Source organism: Phycicoccus flavus, from assembly GCF_004025965.2.
In the GTDB taxonomy this organism is placed as follows: Bacteria; Actinomycetota; Actinomycetes; order Actinomycetales; family Dermatophilaceae; genus Phycicoccus; species Phycicoccus flavus.
The window spans coordinates 19,948-38,694 of the sequence record NZ_SAYU02000025.1 but is presented as its reverse complement, the minus strand read 5'-3'; the positions used below and the strand labels follow the sequence as shown (position 1 = coordinate 38,694).

Here is an 18,747-nt window from a genome sequence, read left to right as displayed (position 1 = left end):
AACGTTCTTGCAACCGTTCCCACTAACGTTCCCACCGCCATGGAAGGGTCACCATGACTCTCGACCTCCGCGGGCTCGTCCCCGCTCCCGTCACCCCGTTCACGCGCGACGGATCCGTCGACGTGGACGCCATCCACAGGCTCGGCGGATGGCTCGCCTCCGTCGACGGGGTCAAGGGCCTCGTCGTCCTCGGCCACGCCGGGGAGGGCACCTTCCTCACCCAGGACGAGCACGCGCTCACCATCCGCGCCTTCCGCGAGGCCGTCCAGGACCGCCTGCCGATCATCGCGGGGATCACCGGCGAGGGCAGCACGGTCGCCGCACTCGAGGCGTCCCGGGCGGTCGAGAACGGCGCCGCGGCAGGCTTGGTCTACCCCTCGCACGGCTGGCTGCGCTTCGGGTACCAGGCGGGGGCGCCCCAGGCGCGCTACCGGGAGATCTACGAGACGAGCGGCCTGCCCCTCATCCTCTTCCAGTACCCGGACGCGACCCAGGCCACCTACGACCTCGAGACCCAGCTCGACATCGCGGGCCAGGAGGGGGTCTTCGCGACGAAGAACGGTGTGCGGAACATGCGCCGCTGGGACACCGAGATCCCGGCGCTGCGCTCCGCTTTCCCCGACCTGCAGATCCTGACCTGCCACGACGAGTACCTGCTGCACACGATGTTCGACGTCGACGGCGCGCTCGTCGGCTACGGCGGTCTGACCCCCGAGCCTCTCGTCGAGCTCATCGCTGCGGGCCGGGCCGGGGACTACCGTGCGGCGCGCGCGATCCACGACCGCCTGCTCCCGGTGACCAAGCAGGTCTACCACCGCGGGTCGCACATGGAGGGCACGGTGGCTCTGAAGGAGGGCCTCGTCGCCCGAGGGATCCTCGAGCACGCGACCGTGCGCTCGCCCCTCCTGCCGCTGGCCGACGGCGCCGGCGCGGAGATCGCCGCCGCGCTCTCCAGCGCCGGCCTGGCGCGCGCCACCGTCGACGCCTGACTCCTCCGGGCCCGGCCCGAACCGCCGCCGGCGCGAGAGACTGGAGTCCTCGCGCCGGTGGCCACTCATCACGGTCAACGACGACCGGCGGCGCTGCCGCCAGAGGAAGGACTCGCAATGCGCGAGCACGGCTCCAGCACCACCACCGACCGGGTACCCGGCCCCGGTCCCTCGACCGGCGCCCGCCCCCGCCGCACGCTCTGGCAGCTGCTGGCCCTGGTCGGCCCGGCCTTCGTCGTCGGTGCGTGGCAGTTCGGCCCCGGCAACCTCACGACCGCCGTCCAGGCCGGCAGCACGTACGCGTACACCCTCGTCTGGGTCATCGTCGTCTCGACGGTCCTGATGATCAGCTACACCGACATGAGCGTCCGCCTGGGCATCCAGGCACCGGTCTCGCTCATCACCTCGATCAAGGAGCACCTGGGCCGTCCCGTCGGCTGGGTCGCGGGCTTCGGCGTCTTCTTCATCACCCTGATGTTCTCGGTCGGCAACGCGGTCGGGTCCGGTCTCGGACTCTCCCTCGTCTTCGGCGGCAAGCCCATCTTCTGGTCGGTGGTCGTCACGGTCGCCGTGGCCTTCGTCCTCCTCGCCCGCAACGTGTACTCCGTCATCGAGCGGGTGCTCGTCGCCGTCGTGGCGCTCATGGCCATCGGGTTCGTCGCGAGCGCCGTCATCTCCCGCCCCGACTGGGCCGAGGCGGCGTACGGGCTCGTGCCCGTCCTGCCCGAGGGCAGCACGGTCCTCGTCGTCGCCCTCGTCGGGACGAACTTCTCCATCAACGCGGCGTTCTACACGGCCTACTGCACCCGCGAGCGGCGCCGGACCGCGGCGGACTACCGCGACGTGACGACGGTCGACACCGTGCCCGGCATCGTCGCGCCCGGCATCATGACCGCGCTCGTCATCGTCGTGGCCGCCGCCGTGCTCGGCGCGAGCGGCGAGAAGGCCGCCACCATCGTCGCCCTGGCGAAGGTGTTCGAGCCGCTCGCCGGCTCGGCCGGCGCCCTGCTCTTCGCCCTCGGCCTCTCCGGCGCCGCGTTCTCCTCGATGGTCGCCAACGCCACGGCCGGCGGCACGATGCTCTCCGACGCCTTGGGTCGAGGCCCGTCGTCGGGATCGCGGACGGCCAAGGCCTTCACGGCGAGCATCCTCGGGTTCGGCCTCGCCGTGGCGCTGGCGTTCCAGGGGTCGCCGGTGCAGCTCATCGTCGTCGCCCAGTCGCTCACCGTGCTCGTCGCGCCCGTGCTCGGTCTGCTCATCCTCGTCATGGCCAACCGCCGCGACCTCATGGGCGACCTGCGCAACCGTCCGTGGCAGAACGTCGTGGGTGCGATCGGCTTCGTCGCCATCCTCGCGACGTCGGTCCGGCTCGTCACCAGCCTGCTCGGCTGAGTGGGGGAGCCTCCTCCCACGTGGAGGCGAGGGCCGGGACCCACCGCTTCCGTCGGTCGGTCCCGGCTCTCCAGCCACGTCGGGGTGGAGGTGCCGAGCACCGCAGAGGCCGTTCGGCGGGGTGGACGACGTCCGGACCTGGACTACGGTTATTACCAATTTGGCTAATTTCCGTAGGTGATCGCACACTGGTCGGATGAACGTCCTCGGCGAGCGGGAGATCCGCGGCAGCGTCGTCAACGCCACGAGGGGGGAGATCCGACGGATGGGACTTCCACCCGACTTCGACACGCAGCCGTGGGAGGACCTGGGACACCTGTCCTGGCTCGACCCGCGGTCCCCGCTGGTCGGCTACCTCGTCGTGCCCACCCCCGAGCACGGCCTGGTCGGGGTCCAGGTGAGGCGTTCGTCGGGCGTCGGCGGCACGCGGCGGGCACGGATGTGCGCCCTCTGCGCCACGACGCACGTCGGTCAGGAGTCGCGCTCATGGTCGCGCCACGGGCCGGGACGGCGGGACGGCAGGGGAACACCGTCGGAGCGGAGATGTGCGCGGCACTGGAGTGCTCGGGACACGCCCGCGGCGTCCTGAAGCCGCCGGGTGTGAGCTTCTTCAAGGAGACCCTGTCGGTGGACGAGCGCCTCGCCCGCCTGCGGCGCAACGTGCTGGCGTTCGTCGGGCGGGCGCTGTCGTGAGGACGGACGGGGCCGGTGGCCCGCCACGGGGCCGGCTCAGCACCGACGTGGTGACACGTGCCGCGGCGGACCTCGCCGACAGGTCGGGGCCGGCGGCGATGACGATGGCGGCGGTGGCCCGCGAGCTCGGGGTGCGGGCGCCCAGCCTCTACGCCCACGTCGCCGGCGAGCAGGACCTCCGCGAGCGGGTGGCGCTGACGGCCCTCGCCGAGATCGCCGAGGAGCTCGGCGCGGCACTGGCGGGTCGCGCCGGCCGGGACGCGGTGCAGGCCCTGGCCGAGACCCTGCGCGCGTACGCGATCGCCCACCCCGGCCGCTACGCCGCGTCACGCACCCGACTCGACACCCGGACCGCGGCCGACAGCGCCGGCCCCCGCCAGTCCGACCTCCTGCGCGCGGTCCTGCGCGGCTACGACATCACCGACCCCGCGGAGGCGGTGCACGCGATCAGGGTGATGAGTGGCCTGGTCCACGGGGTCGTGGACCTCGAGGCGGCCGGCTCGTTCGACCACAGCGACCCGCCCCCCGAGGAGTCCTGGGTCCGGGTCGTCGACACGCTGGACGCGATCCTGCGCGCCTGGCCGCCTGGGTCCACCCGCCCCTCCGGATGAACCGGGAGGACCACCGCCCCCGCCCCCCCGCCGGCCCGTCGGACCCACCGCCCGGTGTCCGGCGCCGCGGACCGTGCGGCGTGTTCTCCTCGGGGGCCAGAATCACCGGTGGACGTCGTCGGCGTCCAGCAGGGTGAGCTCGGACCGCGTGGGCTGGCCCTCCCAGTCACCGTCAACGCTGACGACGAGGGCTCCGCACCGGGCGGCCGTGTCGAGCATCGCCGCTGGATCCGCCCCGGCGAGCCATTCGGAGAGGTACCCGGCGGCGAACGCGTCCCCGGCACCGATCGGGTCCACCTCGGTGACCACGAACGTCCCGGACGTGAAGGCGTCACCGTCGACCCGCGAGGACGCGCCGAGACGCCCGTGCTTCAGCACGACATGGCTCGGCCCGAGGGCTTGGACCGCGGCGGCCAGATCCTCGTCCGCGACGTGCTCACCGACAAGGAGGCGCGCCTCGGACAGCCCGGCGAAGAGCAGGTCCACGGAGGCGACCAGAGGTCGTATCGCCTCGGCGGCGCAGATCGGGTCCCAGAGCGTGGAGCGGTAGTTGACGTCGAACGACACCGCCACCCCCGCCGACGTGGCGATTTCGACGGCCGCCGTGACGGTGGCATGGGTGGTCGGGCTGAGGGCCGGTGTGATACCGGTCAGGTGCAGCACCTCGGCCCCCCTGATCGCGTCCTCGTCGAGATCCGCGGGAACCAGACGCGACCCCGCGCTGCCGTCCCGGTAGTAGCTGACGCGGGTGACCGCGGCGGTCCGTCGCTCACGCACCAGCAGTCCGGTCCGGGCGGAGGAGTCCACGGACGCGTGCACCTGTACGCCCTCTCCGCGCAGCGTGCTGATGACCAGCCGGCCGAACTCGTCGTCCCCGACCCGGCCCACCCACTGCACCGGGACGCCGAGGCGCGCGAGCCCGATCGCCGTGTTGGACTCGGCGCCGGCGGTTCCGAGGTCCAGGGCCGCGGAGTGCCGGAGCGGTCCGATCCCCTGGGAGGACAGCCGTCCCATCGCCTCCCCCACCGTGACGACGTCAACCACGAAGTCCCGCCTCCGTCATGGCCGTCACGGTCCGGGTGGCGAGATCGTCGAGGGACCCACCGGTCAGTGAGTCCCCGAGCAGGGGGGAGCCCAGGCCGACGGCGACGGCCCCCGCGGCCAGGTAGGCGTCGATGTCGTCGAGGGCGATTCCGCCCGTCGGGACGAGTGGGATGTCGTCCAGCGGCGCTGCCACCGCCTTGAGGAAGGCCGGTCCGCCGCACTGGGCCGCGGGGAAGATCTTGACCGCCGTCGCGCCGAGCCGGTGCGCGTGGGCGATCTCGGTGGCTGTCGCGGCCCCCGGGAACCACGGGACACCGAGCGACTGCGCTGCCTCGCCCACCTCGGGAAACGTGTCGGGGCAGACGAGGAAGCGCGCTCCGGCGGCCACCGCCTCGTGTGCCTGCCGGGCGGTACGGACCGTCCCCGCACCGACCTCCGCCCCCGTGTCGGCGAGGTCGGCGACGGCCTGCACCCACCCCGGGGAGTTCGTCGTCACCTCGAGCCAGCGGACCCCGTGCTCGACGAGAACGTGTCCGGCAGCGCGGGTCGCTCCGAGATCCCCACCCCGCAGGATCGCGATGACGGGGCTCGCCGCCAGCCGTCCGAGGGCGGACACCGTCTCCGGCTCGCTCATCGCATCCTCCCGATCCGCTCGATGCCTTGCTCGATGTCCCCCGTCGACGTGGCCAGCGACAGGCGGACCCATCCCTCGCCACCGTGTCCGAACGCCGTCCCCGGGGCGACGGCCACCAGGTGCTCCTCGAGAAGTCTCACCGCCCAGGCCTCGACGTCGCCACCGCTGAGCTCGCTGACGTCGACCCACACGTAGAAGGCCCCTCTGGGTGGCACGAAGGGGAGACCCTGGGCCTCGAGCATGTCGGTCGCCAGGCGACGGCGCTCGTCGTAGGAGTCCCGCATCATGCGCACGCGGTCCTGAGGACCGGTGAGGGCAGCGACCGCGGCCCGCTGGGCCGGCGCGTTGACGCAGGCGATCATCGGTTCCTGCAGCTTCGCCGCGACCGCTGCCGCGCTCGGTGGGCAGACGAGATAGCCGACCCGGACTCCCGTCATCGCATAGGTCTTGGAGAAGGAGAACGCCGAGAGGACGACTCCCGAGTGGTCGAACGTCGCGGGGGAGACGTGCGGGACTCCGTAGGTCAGCGCGTCATAGCACTCGTCGGACACCAGCCAGAGCCCGTGCCGCTCGGCGAGGCGGACGAGCCCTTCGAGGACGTCGGCCGACAGGACGGTGCCCAACGGGTTCGAGGGACTGTTGACCACGATGACCTTGGTCTGGGGCGTCACGAGCCCCTCCAGCTCCTCCAGCCGCGGCACGAAGTCGTCCTCGGCCCGCAGGGGGTACCCCACGGGCTCGCCCTGGAGCAGGCCGACGGCCATCCGGTAGTTCGGCCAGCCCGGGTCCGGGATGAGCACCTCGTCCCCGGCCGCCACGGTGAGGGACAGCGCCAGGTGGAGGGCCTGCGCCCCTCCGGCCGTCACGATGATCTCGGAGGGCGCGGCGGTGACGCCGTTCTGCTCGAGCAGCTTCGCGGCGAGCGCCTGCCTCAGCTCGGGCACGCCGCCGTTCGGGACGTAGTGGGTGTCGCCGTCCCGGTAGGCGCGTTCCGCTTCCGCGACGACGTGGTCGGGCGGCGAGAAGTCCGGTTCGCCCACGTGCATGCCGATGAACGGCTTCCCGGACGCCCAGGCAGCGTCCATGACGCGACGGATCCCGGATCGGGGCATCCGGTCCGCGTTGGGGGTGACGGCAGGCATCAGTCTTCGTGTCCCTCTCGGTCGGTGGTGGGGATGCCCAGGAGGCGGCAGGCGGTGCCCCCGAGGATCTGGTCACGATCCTCGTCGGACAGCTCCGGCAGCGCGGTCCCGAGCACGGCCAGGGTCTGCCGGTACCCCGGGACCTCGTCGATCCAGGGCCAGTCCGATCCCCAGAGCGTGCGCTCGGCGCCGAACTCGGCCACCAGACGCCTGCCGGCGGGGCGGAGGTCGGCGTACGGGTGCTCGGTCGCCGAGAGCGCGTAGTGACCCGAGAACATGAGGTGGACGTGGGGATGCCGTGCCAGCCGGAGCACACGTTCGACCTCCGGCTCGGGGAATCCCTGAGCGAAGCGGGGCCGGCGGTGGTCGTCGACGCGCATGTCGTACGGGGCGAGCCCGAGGTGGTTGAGCACCACCGGCAGCTCCGGGACGAGGTCCCCCACCTGGTCGAGCAGCGAGACCTGGTCCGGCGGGAGATAGCTCCACAGGACCAGACCCTCGGCCGCCAGCCACGTCAGGACCGGGAGCATCGGCGACTCCGAGAGGGGACGCCCCGGGTCCCCCAGCCACATCGTCCGCAGGGCTCGGAAGGGGAACCCGTCCCGGCGCGCCCGCAGCCCCGCCACGGGGTCGCCGCCCGCGCGTCCCTGGTCGGCCGGCGAGGCGACCGCGACGGCGGCGAAGGACGTCGGCAGCGAGGCCAGGGCCGTGCGCACCGTGTCGTCCTCGGTCCCCAGCGGTACGAGCACGGCGCCGTCGAGCCCCGCCGAGGCCAGCCGCTCGCGCAGGCTGTCCATGGTGGCCTCGCGGTCCGCGGGCGCGAGGTCGTCGACGGCGCGCGGGGAGTGCTCCGTGCGGTCGAACAGGTGGACGTGGGCGTCGATCCGCATCACCGTCACTCCTTCCGCTTGACGACGAACACGGCGACCGCGGCGATGATGATGAGGCCCCGGATGAGGTCGGTCAGGGTCGAAGGGAACTGGAGCAACGTGATCGAGTTCGTGATGAGCGACAGGAGCGCCACCCCGCCCATCGTCCCGAGCAGGGACCCACGCCCACCCAGGAGCGAGGTGCCCCCGATGACGACGGCGGTGATGGCGGAGAGCTCCAGGCCGGTGCCCGCCGTCGGAGAGCCGATGGCGGTGCGGGCGGCGAGGAGGACACCCGCGAGACCGGCCAGTGTCCCCGACACGACGTAGGCGCGCATGAGCACGCTGGTGGTCCCGATGCCCACCGCGCGGGCGGCGTGCTGGTCACCGCCCACGGCGAACACGTGCCGGCCCCAGGCGGTCCGGGTGAGCAGGGCCCAGATGACGACGACGGACGCCAGCAGCACGAGGAAGGGGGCGGGGACGGGCCCGAAGGTCGACGTCGCGAAGCCGGTGAGGGCCGAGGTGACCCGGCCGTCCGGGGTCGGACTGACGGTGAGGGCGACACCACTGACGAGGTACAGCATCCCCAGCGTCACGATGAACGGCGGCAGGCCGGCGATGCTGACCAGGGAACCGTTGATCCCGCCCATGAGTGCCCCGATGAGGACGATCGCCACGACCACGGGGACGGTGCGGATCGGGTAGCCGTTGATGAGGACGGCCGTGAGCAGTGAGGTCAGGGTGACCATCGACCCCACGGACAGGTCGATCCCGCCGGTGAGGACGACGATGTGCTGACCCAGAGCGACCAGTCCGAGCACGACCGCGCCGGACAGGAGGGCGGCGAGGTTCCCGGTGCTCCAGAAGCCGCCCCCGCGCACCGCGCTCAGCCACACCACCATGACGGCGACGACGACCCAGACGGCACCCCCGCCGCGCACGAGGGAGGAGAGGCTCGGGCCCGGGCGGGCCACGGTGGCCGCGCTCACGAGGCCGTTCCCAGCGCGAGGTGCATGATCTTCTCCGAACTCTCGGTGTTCCGGCCGACCTCTCCGACGACCGCTCCGTCCCGGAAGACCAGGACGCGGTGGGCGAGGCCGACCACCTCGGCCAGCTCGCTCGAGGCGATGACGATGGCCATCCCTTCCGCGGCGAGCTCCCGGATGATCCGGTAGATCTCGTTCTTGGCCCCGATGTCCACCCCTCTCGTCGGCTCGTCGAGGAGCAGCACCCGCGGCGAGACCTGCAGCCACTTGGCGATGACGATCTTCTGCTGGTTGCCCCCGCTGAGCTGCCGGGTCAACTGCCGGGGCCCGGCCGTCTTGATGTCGAGGCGCTCGCGCTCCTCGGCGAAGGCGTTCTCCTCCCGCTGTGTCCGCAGCAGGCCCCAGGTGCTGACCGCGCCGAGGGAGGTCAGGGTCGTGTTGTCGCTGACAGTGAGGTCGAGCACGAGACCATCGCGCTTGCGTTCCTCGGGGACGAGGACGACGCCCGCGTCGATCGTCGCGTTGATCGAGGCCTTGACCGTGTCCCCGTCCAGCTCCACGGTGCCGGTGGCACGTTTGCGGGCGCCCGCGAGGGTGCGCAGGAACCGGGATCTCCCGGACCCGACGAGCCCGGCGAGGCCGACGATCTCCCCGGCCCGCACGTCCAGGTCGACAGGGGCGGCGTCGGAGCCGCGGGGCACAAGTGACGAGACCCGCAGCATGACGGCCGCGCCGTGGTCGGGGGGGTCGGGGAAGACCTGCTCGACCTGGCGTCCGACCATCTCGCGGACGATCCGGTCGGTGTCGTACTTCGCCACCGGGCCGGTCGAGACCACGGCTCCGTCACGCAGGATCGTGACGTCGTCGGCCAGCTCGTGGACCTCCTCGAGGAGGTGGGTGATGTAGACGACGGCGGTGCCGGAGGCCGCGATCGTGCGGACGACGTCGTGCAACGCCTCCAGCTTGTCCCCGGACAGGACGGCCGACGGCTCGTCGAGGATGAGCACCGGGCTCCGGCGCACCACGGCCCGGGCGATCTCGACGAGCTGCTGGTTGGCCAGTGACAGGTCCCCGGCGAGGGTCGTCGGGGACACCTCGCCGAGGGACACCCTCTCCAGGGCCTCACGGACCACGTCCAGCTGCCGGCGGGAGTCCAGCCATCGCCGGCGCCGGACCTCCTGCCCCAGCATGACGTTGTCCAGGACGGTCATCTCCGGTAGCACGGTGAGCTCCTGGTACACCGGCACGACACCGTGGGCCAGTGCCTCGCGGGGTGAGCCGAGAGCGACCTCCACATCGTCGACGACGACCGTTCCGGTGTCGGGGCTCTGGTCCCCGGTCAGGATGCGGACGAGCGTGGACTTCCCGGCGCCGTTCTCCCCCAGCAGGGCATGGACCCGCCCCGGCCGGCAGGCGAAGGAGACGTTGTCGAGGGCCCGGACGCCCGGGAAGGACTTGGTCACTTCCCGGGCGCCGAGCGCGGTCCGCTGCGACACGGTCATGCGTTCCTCACGTCGACGTTCGTTCAGGCCTTGCACATCTTGAGCTCGGTGAGCAGCGGCTCCGGAGCGCTCGACGGCACGAGGAGCCCGCCGTCACAGTCCTTCCGGGCGTACGTGGCGCCGTCGGCGTCCGTGAAGCTCGGCGAGTCGATGTAGACCTTGTCGAGAACGGGCTCACCCTTGACCAGGCCGAGCGCGGTGTCGAGGCAGGTGCTCGACATCTCCGGGGGGAAGGTGGAGAGCGCGTACTGCACGTCCTTGCCGTCCGTGGCGAGGATGAAGTCGTTGATCGCGTCACCGGTGATCGGCGGCACGGGCTTGCCCGCCTCCTCGTACGCCTGGGCGACTCCGAGCGCGCCGTAGCCCGAGTCCGACCAGATGGCGTCGAGATCCGGGTAGCTGGCGATGAGGTTCTGGGCCACCGTCTTCGCGACGGTCGGGGACCACTCGGTGTACTGCGTCGTGACGACCTCGATGTCCGGGTACTTCTCGAAAGTCGTCTCCGCGGCGGCCTTCTGGTACTCGGCCGTCGGCACGCCGGCCAGGCCGGAGAGGATGGCGACCTTGCCCTTGCCGTCGAGCTTCTTCGCGATCCACTCGGCGTAGGCGGACCCGAGGAGGTCGTACTGGCGGGTCACGGTGGAGACCGCACCACTCGAGGACGGCAGGACGCCCGAACACAGGACGACGGGGATGCCCTGGTCCACGGCGGCCTTGACCTGGCCGGAGATCCCGTCACCCATCGGGACGACGACCATCGCGTCCGGGTTCTGGCTCGCGAGCTGCTGGATGTTGTCGACCTGGGTCGTCGCGTCGCCGTTCGCCGCGGCGTAGAGGACGTCGACACCGAGCTCGTCGGCGTGGTACCTCAGTGCCTCGTCGCTCAGTACCCCCCACGAGTTCGTGGGGCCCTGGGCGGCGAAGGCCACCCGGTAGGAGTCACCCTGCTTGGGCTCTGCCTTCCACGTGGCCGTGTCCACCTGGCACACCTGCTCGTCGGTTGGCTGGAAGTCCTCGAGCTCGAACGCCTCGGCGACCGAGGACCAGGACGACTGGTAGGCCGCCTGCGCCTCGTCGGCGTTGAGGCAGTCCTCGGCGGACGCCTGGGGGGCCGAACCCTCCTGCTCGGTGCTGCACCCGGCGACGGCGACGAGTGCCGCGACGCCGAGACAGGTGGCGATGGTGCGGCTGTGCCCTCGCCTGGAGAACGCGATGTTCGTCATTGCTGACCCTTCTTTCCTGCGGTGGTTCCGGGGATCCGGAGACGTCGGCCCTGCATGAAGACCGCGAGCACGATGACCGCGCCCGAGACGATGAGCTGGGCGCCGCCCCCGGCGCCGAGCTGGATGAGCCACGTGAGGAGCACCGCGAGCAACACGACACCGATGAGGGTGTTCCCGATGCGTCCACGTCCCCCGGTGAGCGCGATACCCCCGATGACCGCCGCGGCGATGGAGTCCAGGTTCAGACTGCGCACGAGGGCGGCGTCGACGTACCCGGTGAAGCTCGCGTTGACCAGTCCAGCGACGACGCCCAGGAGGCTCGAGGCGACGTAGCAGGAGCCGATGACGAGCCCCGTCCGGACGCCCGACAACCGGGCGGCGTCACGGTTGAGGCCGGTGGCGTACAGGCGTCGGCCTGCGGTGCTGCGTTCGAGCACCACCCCGACGACGACGGCGAGAACGCCGAAGACCAGGACGGGCACCGGGATGACGTCGAACAGCCGGCCCGACCCCAGCCAGGACAGGCCGTCAGGGATGCGTCCCGAGGGGGCGCCACCGGTCCAGGCGATGATGACGCCCTGGATGAGGACGAAGGAGGCGAACGTCGCCACGAACGGCGGCACCCCCCGCAGGACGACCAACGCGCCGTTGACGAGCCCGACGGTGAGTCCGGCGACGACCGACAACACGAGCGCGGTCACCAGTCGGTCGTCCGACCCGTTCGTCGTCACCGCCAGGACCACCGAGGTGAGCGCGATGGCGCCGCTGATCGAGAGGTCGATGCCGCCGGTGAGCAGGACGAGCGTCTGCCCGAGGGCGGCGATCCCGATGATCCCGATCTGGAAGAGCACCAGCCGCATGACCTCCGGCGTGTACAGCTGGGGGGTCGTGACGGCTGCGAGGAGCAGAACGGTCGCCAGGCCGGCCATCGGTGCGAGCACGCTCGACAGCCGTGACAGGCGACTGGTCGTGGTCGTGGTCGTGGTCGTGGGCGCGTCAGTCATGGGTCCCCCCGACCGGGTCGGCAGCGAGGAAGGTCCTGGCCAGGTGTTCGTAGAGGTCGACGGTGCTGCGGACGGCGGCCACCGAAACCCACTCATCGGGACCGTGGGCGCGAGCGAGAAGACCGGGGCCCAGTGCCGGAAGGCACGGGATCCCGAGGCCGGCCAACCAGCTCGCGTCCGTGGTGCCCGGGAAGACCGTCAGTGGAGGGGAGCTGTCGAACACGGTCGAACACGCCGATTCCGCCGAACGGACCAGTGGCCCGCCGGCCGGGGCGACCGCGGTGGCGTCGATCCAGTGGGCACCCGAAGCATCGGGGGTGATCCGGAGGTCGGCTCCCTCGACAGCGCCGACGAGGAGCGAGTCCAGCTGCCGCTGCACGCTCTCGCTCGTCATGCCGGGGAGCGAACGGACCTCGACGAGGCTGGTCATGTGGTCCGGGAGTACTCCGTAGCCCCACCCGCCGCGGTAGGCCAGCCCGGCATTGACCGTGACGGCCCACTCGTCGACGCCGTCGGGCCGGGGCGGCGGCTCCAGGACGGCCCCGTGGAGGCGGCTGACGGCGCCAGCCACGTCGGCCCCGGCATTGCGCGCACCCAGCAGGGCGGACAGGCTCGAGTGGCCTTGCCGGGCCCGGGCGGTCACGTCGAACCGGCCCAGACCCCGACTCGCGACGTGGAGGCGGTCGAAGTCGGCGTGGATGCCCCCGGGTTCGCCGATGACCATCGCGTCGGCGTCGAGGGAGAGCTCGTCAGCGAGGAACTGCGAGCCGTAGACCGCACCGTTCTCCTCGTCGGCGGTGAACAGCAGGCTGACCCTGCCGGCGGCCGGGGGGTCGGCCAGCAGGCGCTCGACAGCCACCACCATGGCCGCCAGGGCGGCCTTCATGTCTCCCGACCCGAGTCCGTAGAGGCGGTCCCGGACCACCTCGGCCGAGAACGGGTCGACCGACCAGACGGCATCCCCGACGGGCTTGGTGTCCAGGTGTCCACAGAGGATCAGGTGGGCTCCGCCCGACCCGAAGTCCACGGAGGTCAGCAGGTTGGGGCGCCTCGGGTCCTTCGCCAGGCGACGCGCGGCAGGGATCCCCGACTCGGTGAACACCTGCGACAGGTACGAGGCCACATCGACCTCGTCCCCGTCGACGACGGGGCTGGGAATCCGGATGAGCTCACAGGCGAGCTCGACGACATCGCGCACGTCAGGCCTACTTGTACTTCTCGGCCCAGTCCACGCCCTGCCACGTCTGCATCGAGACGGGCTCCAGGCGGAAGAGCCAGCGCTGCTTGTCCAGGGTGGGCGCGAGGTACTTCGGGCCGTTCTCGCCGAGGTACCTGACGGACATCCGTTCCGCGATCGGCACCCAGTCACCGCCGACGTTCGGCTCCTCGACGAGGACGGCCGAGCACTGGGCAGCGACCTTGCGCTGGCCGGCGTCCTCGTCGATGGTGATCGCACATCGAGCGTCGGCGGCGAGGAATCCCGCCCACGCCGACTTCTTGCGGGCCACGACCCAGAACGCCTCCCCGTCCCACTCGTGCCAACAGGGCACGACGTAGGGCCACCCGTTGCCGTCGAGACAGGCCAGACGCGCGATGACCCCTTCGGCGAGGAAGGCATCGAGGTCACTGCTGCGCAGCGATCCCACGGTGCCGCGCCAGCTCTCGTCGGTGTTCTCGCTCATCGGACCTCCAGGTCGGTGTCGGGTGTCGGCGTGTGGCTGGGGCTGCCTCGGAACCCGGCCCGGGCAGAGAGCTCGTGGGCGATCGCCACGGCGCGGGGTCCGTAGCGCTCGACGTCGGCGCGGCTGAAGCGGTACGCCGGGGCGGAGACCGACAACGCTGCGGTGACCTCACCGAGGTGGTCGAACACCGGGGCCGCGACGCAGCGCACGCCCTCCTCGTTCTCGATGTCGTCGATGACGTATCCGCGTTCGAGGGAGTGCTCCAGCTCTCGGGTGAGCTCGTCCCGGTCCGTGATCGTCTTGGCGGTCCGTGCCTCCAGGGGGTCGCTGAGGAGCTCGTCCCGGCGGGCCTCGCTGGACCACGCCAACAGGCACTTCCCGATCCCGGTGGAGTGCAGCGGGTTCCGGGACCCGACGGTGGCCGCGGGACGGACCGGCTGAGGGCTGCTCACGGCAGCCACGTAGAGGACGCTGCCGCGGTCCAGTACCCCGAGGAAGCACGTCTCGTTCGTCTCCGCGACGAGGGCCTCCATGAGGTCGAACGCGAGCCGCGCGATGTCGAGCTCGGCGAGGAACGCCTGACCCCATGCGGCGACCCGCGGGCCCAAGCCGTAGACGCCTCGGTCGTCGACGCGGACGACGTCGAGCCGTACGAGGACGTCGACGAGACGGACGACGGTCGCGTGGGGGAGGCCGAGGATCTCGCCCAAGGAGCTGAGGCGGAGCGGTCGGGGGCTCGAGGCGAGGAGGTCGACCACCGCGATTCCCTTGGCGAGACCCTTCGCCGAGCCAGAAATGGACGACAAGTCCATTCTCGTTTCGGACATGCGGTCCATAATGGGCGGAGCCGGTCTTCATGTCCAGAGGTACGCAAGGTCGTCATCCAGCGTTTACATCCGTGAGCCGACCGGACTGGTCGCGGCCGCAGCTCGTCGTGCCCCTTGATCAGGGCCGCTCCGAGGGCACGACGTGCGGCGGATGACGCTCGCGCGACCGGCCCTTCGAGCCCATGAGGCAGGCGTCGCGTGGGCAGCGACTGAAGACCCAGGGATGTACTGACCGGGATGCCGAGAAGCACGGGGTGGTGGGCCTCCTGGCCGACGACACCACGTCGCTGTTGATGAGGGGTGGACGGGCCGGCTGTTCCCGAGCGGGGGAATGCAGAAGGGCCCCGACCAGTGATCTTGCTGGTCAGGGCCCTCAGCACTGCGGTCGGGGTGACAGGATTTGAATTCCTCACGTGGGACTTCACGCCTGTGCCCCTGACCTGCGGTTGCGCCCCTGACCTGCGAAGTTATCCACAGACGGCTGCGACCCAAGTGGACACCTGAGGGCCCACATACCCTCCAGTTATGCCCCAGTTATGCCCAAGCGCGACGGCCAGGTGACGACGGATGGCTCGGCCCAAGCGCGACTTCGGCACCATCCGCCGAAGGTCCAATCGGCGCTATCAGGCGTACTACATGGGACCGGATCAAGGTATCCACCGCGCGCCGTCCACGTTCGAGACCAAGGCGGACGCCGAGGCGTGGCTGGTTGACGAACGTCGTCTGATGCAACGTGACGAATGGTCTCCTGTGCAGGCGAGGAGGGCCCGTGTCCAGCGTGCCTCGGAGACCTTCGGTCCCTACGCCGAAGCATGGTTACGTCACCGGGACGTGAGGCCACGCACTCGACTGCTCTATCGCCGGCAGTTGGACCGCTTCATCTTGCCCGCGTTCGGCAATGTCGCCATGCGGGACATCACCCCCACGGCGGTCCGCATCTGGCACTCCGGCCTGGACCCTGCCAAGCCCACGCAGCGAGCGCACGCGTATGGGCTGCTGCGAGCGATCCTCTCTACGGCCATGACTGACGAGGTTATCGCCGCCAACCCCTGCAGGATCCGGGGTGCAGGAACGTCTGCCTCGACTCGACGAGTCGAGCCGGCGTCGTTGAGCGAGCTCCGCATCGTCGTTGAGAGCATGCCAGACCGGTACCAGGCCCTTGTCCTGTTGGGGGCGTGGTGCGGCCTTCGGTTCGGAGAGCTGTCCGAGCTCCGTCGCGGTGACATTGACATGAGAACGAGTGTCTTACGCGTGCGGCGGGGCGTGGTCCGCGTGGATGGTCAGGTCTCGGTGGGTCTTCCCAAGAGCCACGCTGGGATCCGCGACGTCGCAGTCCCGCCCCACCTGCTCCCGGTCCTCCAGCAGCACCTCGATCGGTTCGTGCTCCCGGAGAAGGACTCCTTGGTCTTCCCCTCGGTGGGCGACGCGGGGGTTCAGGTGCACCCGAACACCATCTACCGCCACTGGTACCGCGCGCGAGAAGCCGCAGGCCGGCCAGACCTGCGGATCCACGACCTGCGTCACACAGGTGCCGTGCTGGCAGCGCAGACAGGCGCCACCCTGGCCGAGCTCATGGCTCGCATCGGCCACTCCACCCCCCAAGCAGCGCTGCGCTACCAACACGCGGCTCGAGGACGGGACGCCGAAATCGCGGCCGCCCTCTCCCGGATGGCTGAAGCGCAGTAGCCGGTTGCTTCATCTTCTGACGAAGCGCCTTCGGAATGTCCACCCACGGCTCCGAGCGGCCATTAGGAGCAAGGAGGTACATCGCCATGAACCCCAACCCGCACCGATCGTTCGAGTCACTGAGGCAGGCGTCCGTCCGTACCGGTATGAGCACCAAGACTCTGCGCCGGCGTATAGCCGCGGGTGAGTTGCCGGCGTACCGGAGTGGACGACTCATCAGGGTCGACCCGACTGACGTAGACGCTCTCCTGGTCCTCGTCCCCACCGTGGGGTCTGTGACTACGGATGGGTTTACGAGGCGCCCCGCTACAGAACTGTCATGGGTAGGGGATTTCGTCGCGGGCGGGTGACGAGGTTGTCAACGGCAACCGAACGAGGTGCCTCACGCGGCTGGGGTGTTGGTGTGCAGCGGAGCCGCCTCAACTCAGTCACCCCCTATTCCTCCCCACCCACGTCTTGGCGCTTAGGAAGCGCCACCCCGCGAGCTGCTGCACACCGCCCACTTGGGGCTACTCGAAACAGATCTCCCTCACGAGCCGCCTTCCGGGTGGCGAGCCTTCTGCAGCAGGCTTCCGGTCCGGAAGGCGGCTCGTGGCGCCGGCTGATCGATTCGGAACGCGCGACGTCACGCTCGACACTGTCCTGGAGCCTCGTTCCCCTATCCGCCGCCTGTTGGGCGACGGTCGGGCGTCGAGGTCAGGCGACCTTGGAGGAGTACCGCTGCCGGGCGGCTTCGCCCGAGGTACCTACGAGACTTCCGATCGCACTCCACGACAGGCCGGCCTCGCGGGCGCGCCGGACCGCCTCGACCATGTGACGCTCGGCCTCGGAGCGCTCCGCCACCGCAGTCCGCAGCAACGCGACCGCGGCGGAGTCCAACTCGTCTCCCTCGCGAGGTTCGTAGTCCTCGAACCGGGCCGCCAGCTCGTCAGCGTGCTGGAGGATCTCGTCAACTGTCCGCGGCATCATCGTCACCTCAAGAACTTCTCCCGTGCCCGCATCGCGTGCACGATCACATGGGCCCGGTCGCCCTCGACGTGCCGGACCTCGATGAAGATGGTCGTCCGCTCGAGCCGACCATCATCGTGAACCCGTCGCCCAGGTCCCAGATCCGCACCGGGTTCCGGTACGCGTGCAGGATGTCCGCCTCGTCGACGCCGTGCTTGAACGCCGACGGCGCGATGATCGGCTCACCCAACACCTGCCCAAGTTAACTTGCCAACGTGTCTTGAGCAAGCGCGACCGACAAGTCTGTGGGACCGCCCCATATCGCCGCCAGACGACCGTATCGACGACACGGGTCTGGATGCTTACTCGGCCGCGGTTCGACCAGTCATGGCGCCCGGCGTGCGTCTGTGGGCGAACAGGTTCACCGCGAGCAGGAGGTAGCCCAGCGGTGGCACCAGGAAGAGCAGGAGGAACCACCACACGGGCTTGAGGCTGATCCATGGCCGCATGAAGCCGCCGGACACCTGCGCGCCGTATAGCGCGACGGCCAATGCCGGGACGAAGAAGAACGGCACGCTGAGCCAGTTGATGTAGAAGCTGACCCCAACGTCCTTCATGGGCGAAGGCTAAAGGTCCCAGGTCTGGACGGAAGCGGAACGTCGGGAGCCGCGCGCAGCGATGTGCGCCACACCGCCGCCATAGGGCTACGTCAACGGGACCCTGCGACGGCTGGATTATCCACAGGCCCGGGTGGACAAGACAGAGCGGAAGATCAGTGCGATTCTGATTGGCACCACCTCAGGGATGGGGCGGTAGCACGTCGGAGGGGCCGATGGCGAAGGGCTCACAGAACTCGTCGCGGTGGATCGCGCTGGCAGCCTGTCTGCTCGCTGCTGTGGTTCTCTCGGCGTGTCAGCAGCCAGACGAGACCCCCTCACTGTCGACGCCGGTTACTGGGCCATCGACGGCGTCGGGTTCTTCATCCCCGAGCTCCCCCACACCATCGGACTCGCCATCCGAGAGTCCTGAGCAGCGTGACCTGCGGCGTGCCGGTGACGCGGTCGTGGACTACTGGGCGCTCGTCGACCAGCTCGCCGCCAACCCAGAGAGTCCGGTCGACGACCTGAAGGCCGTGTCGTCGGACCAAGCGTTCTCTCAGCAGAGGGTCGCCCTCAACGCATACCGAGCGAAGGGCTGGACCCAAACGGGGACGGCCACGCTGACCGATGTCCGGGCAACACGTGCCAAGGCGGCAACGTTCTCGGTGTCGGCCTGCGTGGATGTTAGCGACATCGACTTCGTCGACGGCTCCGGCACGTCGCAGGTGAACCCCAACCGGCCTGATGCGCAGCAGTTCTCGTACACCGTCGATAAGCGCGCGGACCGCTTTCTGGTCGTACGGGACACCCTCGAGGGGGAGCCATGCTGAGGATGCTCGCCGTGCTGGTGGCGGCGTTGACCGCGGGTGGCTTGGGTGTGGCAGCCGCGGCGGCCGACCCGATCGAGTGCCCT

Annotated in this window: 20 protein-coding genes and 1 pseudogene; 7 read left to right on the top strand and 14 right to left on the bottom strand. The window is 70.4% G+C overall.

Annotated elements, in window-relative coordinates; genetic code table 11:
• The first annotated feature begins 53 nt into the window (after positions 1 to 53).
• From EPD83_RS09335 to EPD83_RS09315, 4 genes and pseudogenes are all read left to right on the top strand, one after another.
• Positions 54 to 989: a dihydrodipicolinate synthase family protein gene (locus EPD83_RS09335; RefSeq protein WP_128365254.1), complete on the top strand. Its 936-nt coding sequence runs from the start codon at positions 54 to 56 to the stop codon at positions 987 to 989.
• Positions 990 to 1,106: 117 nt separating this feature from the next.
• A complete protein-coding gene (locus EPD83_RS09330; protein ID WP_205859481.1) occupies positions 1,107 to 2,381 on the top strand; it encodes an Nramp family divalent metal transporter in 1,275 nt (424 codons plus the stop codon).
• A 196-nt stretch (positions 2,382 to 2,577) separates the two neighbouring features.
• A pseudogene (locus tag EPD83_RS20965) lies at positions 2,578 to 3,074 on the top strand (FBP domain-containing protein).
• Between the two features lie 50 nt (positions 3,075 to 3,124).
• Complete coding sequence (locus tag EPD83_RS09315; RefSeq protein ID WP_128365251.1) at positions 3,125 to 3,685, top strand: TetR/AcrR family transcriptional regulator; 561 nt, start codon at positions 3,125 to 3,127, stop codon at positions 3,683 to 3,685.
• A 102-nt stretch (positions 3,686 to 3,787) separates the two neighbouring features.
• Here EPD83_RS09315 and EPD83_RS09310 read toward each other — a convergent pair whose 3' ends face one another.
• The 11 genes from EPD83_RS09310 to EPD83_RS09260 are packed head-to-tail and all read right to left on the bottom strand — an operon-like array spanning position 3,788 to position 14,601.
• On the bottom strand, positions 3,788 to 4,729 hold the full coding sequence (locus EPD83_RS09310) for a sugar kinase (RefSeq protein WP_128365250.1): 942 nt from the start codon (positions 4,727 to 4,729) through the stop codon (positions 3,788 to 3,790).
• Complete coding sequence (locus EPD83_RS09305; RefSeq protein ID WP_128365249.1) at positions 4,722 to 5,363, bottom strand: bifunctional 4-hydroxy-2-oxoglutarate aldolase/2-dehydro-3-deoxy-phosphogluconate aldolase; 642 nt, start codon at positions 5,361 to 5,363, stop codon at positions 4,722 to 4,724. Before EPD83_RS09305 ends, EPD83_RS09310 begins: the two co-directional genes overlap by 8 nt.
• Complete coding sequence (locus EPD83_RS09300) at positions 5,360 to 6,505, bottom strand: pyridoxal phosphate-dependent aminotransferase (protein WP_128365248.1); 1,146 nt, start codon at positions 6,503 to 6,505, stop codon at positions 5,360 to 5,362. Before EPD83_RS09300 ends, EPD83_RS09305 begins: the two co-directional genes overlap by 4 nt.
• Complete coding sequence (locus tag EPD83_RS09295; protein ID WP_128365247.1) at positions 6,505 to 7,395, bottom strand: amidohydrolase family protein; 891 nt, start codon at positions 7,393 to 7,395, stop codon at positions 6,505 to 6,507. Before EPD83_RS09295 ends, EPD83_RS09300 begins: the two co-directional genes overlap by 1 nt.
• Before the next feature lie 5 nt (positions 7,396 to 7,400).
• The gene (locus EPD83_RS09290) at positions 7,401 to 8,366 is read right to left on the bottom strand and encodes an ABC transporter permease (RefSeq protein WP_128365246.1); all 966 of its coding nucleotides are present in this window, start codon (positions 8,364 to 8,366) and stop codon (positions 7,401 to 7,403) included.
• Positions 8,363 to 9,859: a sugar ABC transporter ATP-binding protein gene (locus tag EPD83_RS09285; RefSeq protein WP_165566506.1), complete on the bottom strand. Its 1,497-nt coding sequence runs from the start codon at positions 9,857 to 9,859 to the stop codon at positions 8,363 to 8,365. The genes EPD83_RS09290 and EPD83_RS09285 overlap by 4 nt, the downstream gene beginning before the upstream one ends.
• Positions 9,860 to 9,888: 29 nt before the next feature.
• Positions 9,889 to 11,088 carry a substrate-binding domain-containing protein gene (locus EPD83_RS09280; protein ID WP_128365244.1) on the bottom strand — a complete coding sequence of 400 codons (1,200 nt, stop codon included), beginning with the start codon at positions 11,086 to 11,088 and terminating at the stop codon, positions 9,889 to 9,891.
• Positions 11,085 to 12,092: an ABC transporter permease gene (locus EPD83_RS09275; RefSeq protein WP_164896072.1), complete on the bottom strand. Its 1,008-nt coding sequence runs from the start codon at positions 12,090 to 12,092 to the stop codon at positions 11,085 to 11,087. Before EPD83_RS09275 ends, EPD83_RS09280 begins: the two co-directional genes overlap by 4 nt.
• Positions 12,085 to 13,290 carry a M20 family metallopeptidase gene (locus tag EPD83_RS09270; RefSeq protein ID WP_164896071.1) on the bottom strand — a complete coding sequence of 402 codons (1,206 nt, stop codon included), beginning with the start codon at positions 13,288 to 13,290 and terminating at the stop codon, positions 12,085 to 12,087. Before EPD83_RS09270 ends, EPD83_RS09275 begins: the two co-directional genes overlap by 8 nt.
• Before the next feature lie 7 nt (positions 13,291 to 13,297).
• Positions 13,298 to 13,774, bottom strand: coding sequence for a pyridoxamine 5'-phosphate oxidase family protein (locus EPD83_RS09265; protein ID WP_128365241.1), 477 nt, complete (start codon positions 13,772 to 13,774; stop codon positions 13,298 to 13,300).
• Entirely contained in the window at positions 13,771 to 14,601 is an 831-nt protein-coding gene (locus tag EPD83_RS09260) for an IclR family transcriptional regulator (protein WP_205859480.1), read from the bottom strand. Before EPD83_RS09260 ends, EPD83_RS09265 begins: the two co-directional genes overlap by 4 nt.
• A gap of 567 nt (positions 14,602 to 15,168) precedes the next feature.
• On the opposite strand from EPD83_RS09260, the gene EPD83_RS09255 reads away from it, so the two are divergent.
• Together EPD83_RS09255 and EPD83_RS09250 are read left to right on the top strand one after the other, a co-directional pair.
• A complete protein-coding gene (locus tag EPD83_RS09255) occupies positions 15,169 to 16,287 on the top strand; it encodes a tyrosine-type recombinase/integrase (protein WP_128365239.1) in 1,119 nt (372 codons plus the stop codon).
• A 35-nt stretch (positions 16,288 to 16,322) separates the two neighbouring features.
• Positions 16,323 to 16,637, top strand: coding sequence for a helix-turn-helix domain-containing protein (locus EPD83_RS09250; protein ID WP_322095778.1), 315 nt, complete (start codon positions 16,323 to 16,325; stop codon positions 16,635 to 16,637).
• Between the two features lie 346 nt (positions 16,638 to 16,983).
• Here the strand turns inward: EPD83_RS09250 and EPD83_RS09245 are convergent, their stop codons facing one another.
• The 3 genes from EPD83_RS09245 to EPD83_RS09235 form a co-directional block, all read right to left on the bottom strand.
• Positions 16,984 to 17,253 carry a hypothetical protein gene (locus tag EPD83_RS09245; RefSeq protein ID WP_205859479.1) on the bottom strand — a complete coding sequence of 90 codons (270 nt, stop codon included), beginning with the start codon at positions 17,251 to 17,253 and terminating at the stop codon, positions 16,984 to 16,986.
• A gap of 46 nt (positions 17,254 to 17,299) precedes the next feature.
• Positions 17,300 to 17,488, bottom strand: a complete 189-nt coding sequence (locus EPD83_RS09240; RefSeq protein WP_235950444.1) for a hypothetical protein — start codon at positions 17,486 to 17,488, stop codon at positions 17,300 to 17,302.
• 109 nt (positions 17,489 to 17,597) lie between these two features.
• Positions 17,598 to 17,852 (bottom strand): hypothetical protein, encoded by a 255-nt coding sequence (locus EPD83_RS09235; protein WP_128365236.1) that lies wholly within the window; start codon positions 17,850 to 17,852, stop codon positions 17,598 to 17,600.
• 446 nt (positions 17,853 to 18,298) lie between these two features.
• Here EPD83_RS09235 and EPD83_RS09230 point away from each other — a divergent pair, with 446 nt between their 5' ends.
• Positions 18,299 to 18,664, top strand: a complete 366-nt coding sequence (locus EPD83_RS09230; protein WP_128365235.1) for a hypothetical protein — start codon at positions 18,299 to 18,301, stop codon at positions 18,662 to 18,664.
• The last annotated feature ends 83 nt before the right edge of the window (positions 18,665 to 18,747 follow it).

What these genes read in the sequence shown, in the direction of transcription:
- EPD83_RS09335 (WP_128365254.1), top strand. Translation starts at nt 54, where the DNA reads ATGACTCTCGACCTCCGCGGGCTCGTCCCCGCTCCCGTCACCCCGTTC.
- EPD83_RS09330 (WP_205859481.1), top strand. Translation starts at nt 1,107, where the DNA reads ATGCGCGAGCACGGCTCCAGCACCACCACCGACCGGGTACCCGGCCCC.
- EPD83_RS09305 (WP_128365249.1), bottom strand. Translation starts at nt 5,363, where the DNA reads ATGAGCGAGCCGGAGACGGTGTCCGCCCTCGGACGGCTGGCGGCGAGC.
- EPD83_RS09300 (WP_128365248.1), bottom strand. Translation starts at nt 6,505, where the DNA reads ATGCCTGCCGTCACCCCCAACGCGGACCGGATGCCCCGATCCGGGATC.
- EPD83_RS09295 (WP_128365247.1), bottom strand. Translation starts at nt 7,395, where the DNA reads ATGCGGATCGACGCCCACGTCCACCTGTTCGACCGCACGGAGCACTCC.
- EPD83_RS09280 (WP_128365244.1), bottom strand. Translation starts at nt 11,088, where the DNA reads ATGACGAACATCGCGTTCTCCAGGCGAGGGCACAGCCGCACCATCGCC.
- EPD83_RS09275 (WP_164896072.1), bottom strand. Translation starts at nt 12,092, where the DNA reads ATGACTGACGCGCCCACGACCACGACCACGACCACGACCAGTCGCCTG.
- EPD83_RS09265 (WP_128365241.1), bottom strand. Translation starts at nt 13,774, where the DNA reads ATGAGCGAGAACACCGACGAGAGCTGGCGCGGCACCGTGGGATCGCTG.
- EPD83_RS09260 (WP_205859480.1), bottom strand. Translation starts at nt 14,601, where the DNA reads ATGTCCGAAACGAGAATGGACTTGTCGTCCATTTCTGGCTCGGCGAAG.
- EPD83_RS09255 (WP_128365239.1), top strand. Translation starts at nt 15,169, where the DNA reads ATGGCTCGGCCCAAGCGCGACTTCGGCACCATCCGCCGAAGGTCCAAT.
- EPD83_RS09250 (WP_322095778.1), top strand. Translation starts at nt 16,323, where the DNA reads ATGTCCACCCACGGCTCCGAGCGGCCATTAGGAGCAAGGAGGTACATC.
- EPD83_RS09245 (WP_205859479.1), bottom strand. Translation starts at nt 17,253, where the DNA reads ATGCCGCGGACAGTTGACGAGATCCTCCAGCACGCTGACGAGCTGGCG.
- EPD83_RS09235 (WP_128365236.1), bottom strand. Translation starts at nt 17,852, where the DNA reads ATGAAGGACGTTGGGGTCAGCTTCTACATCAACTGGCTCAGCGTGCCG.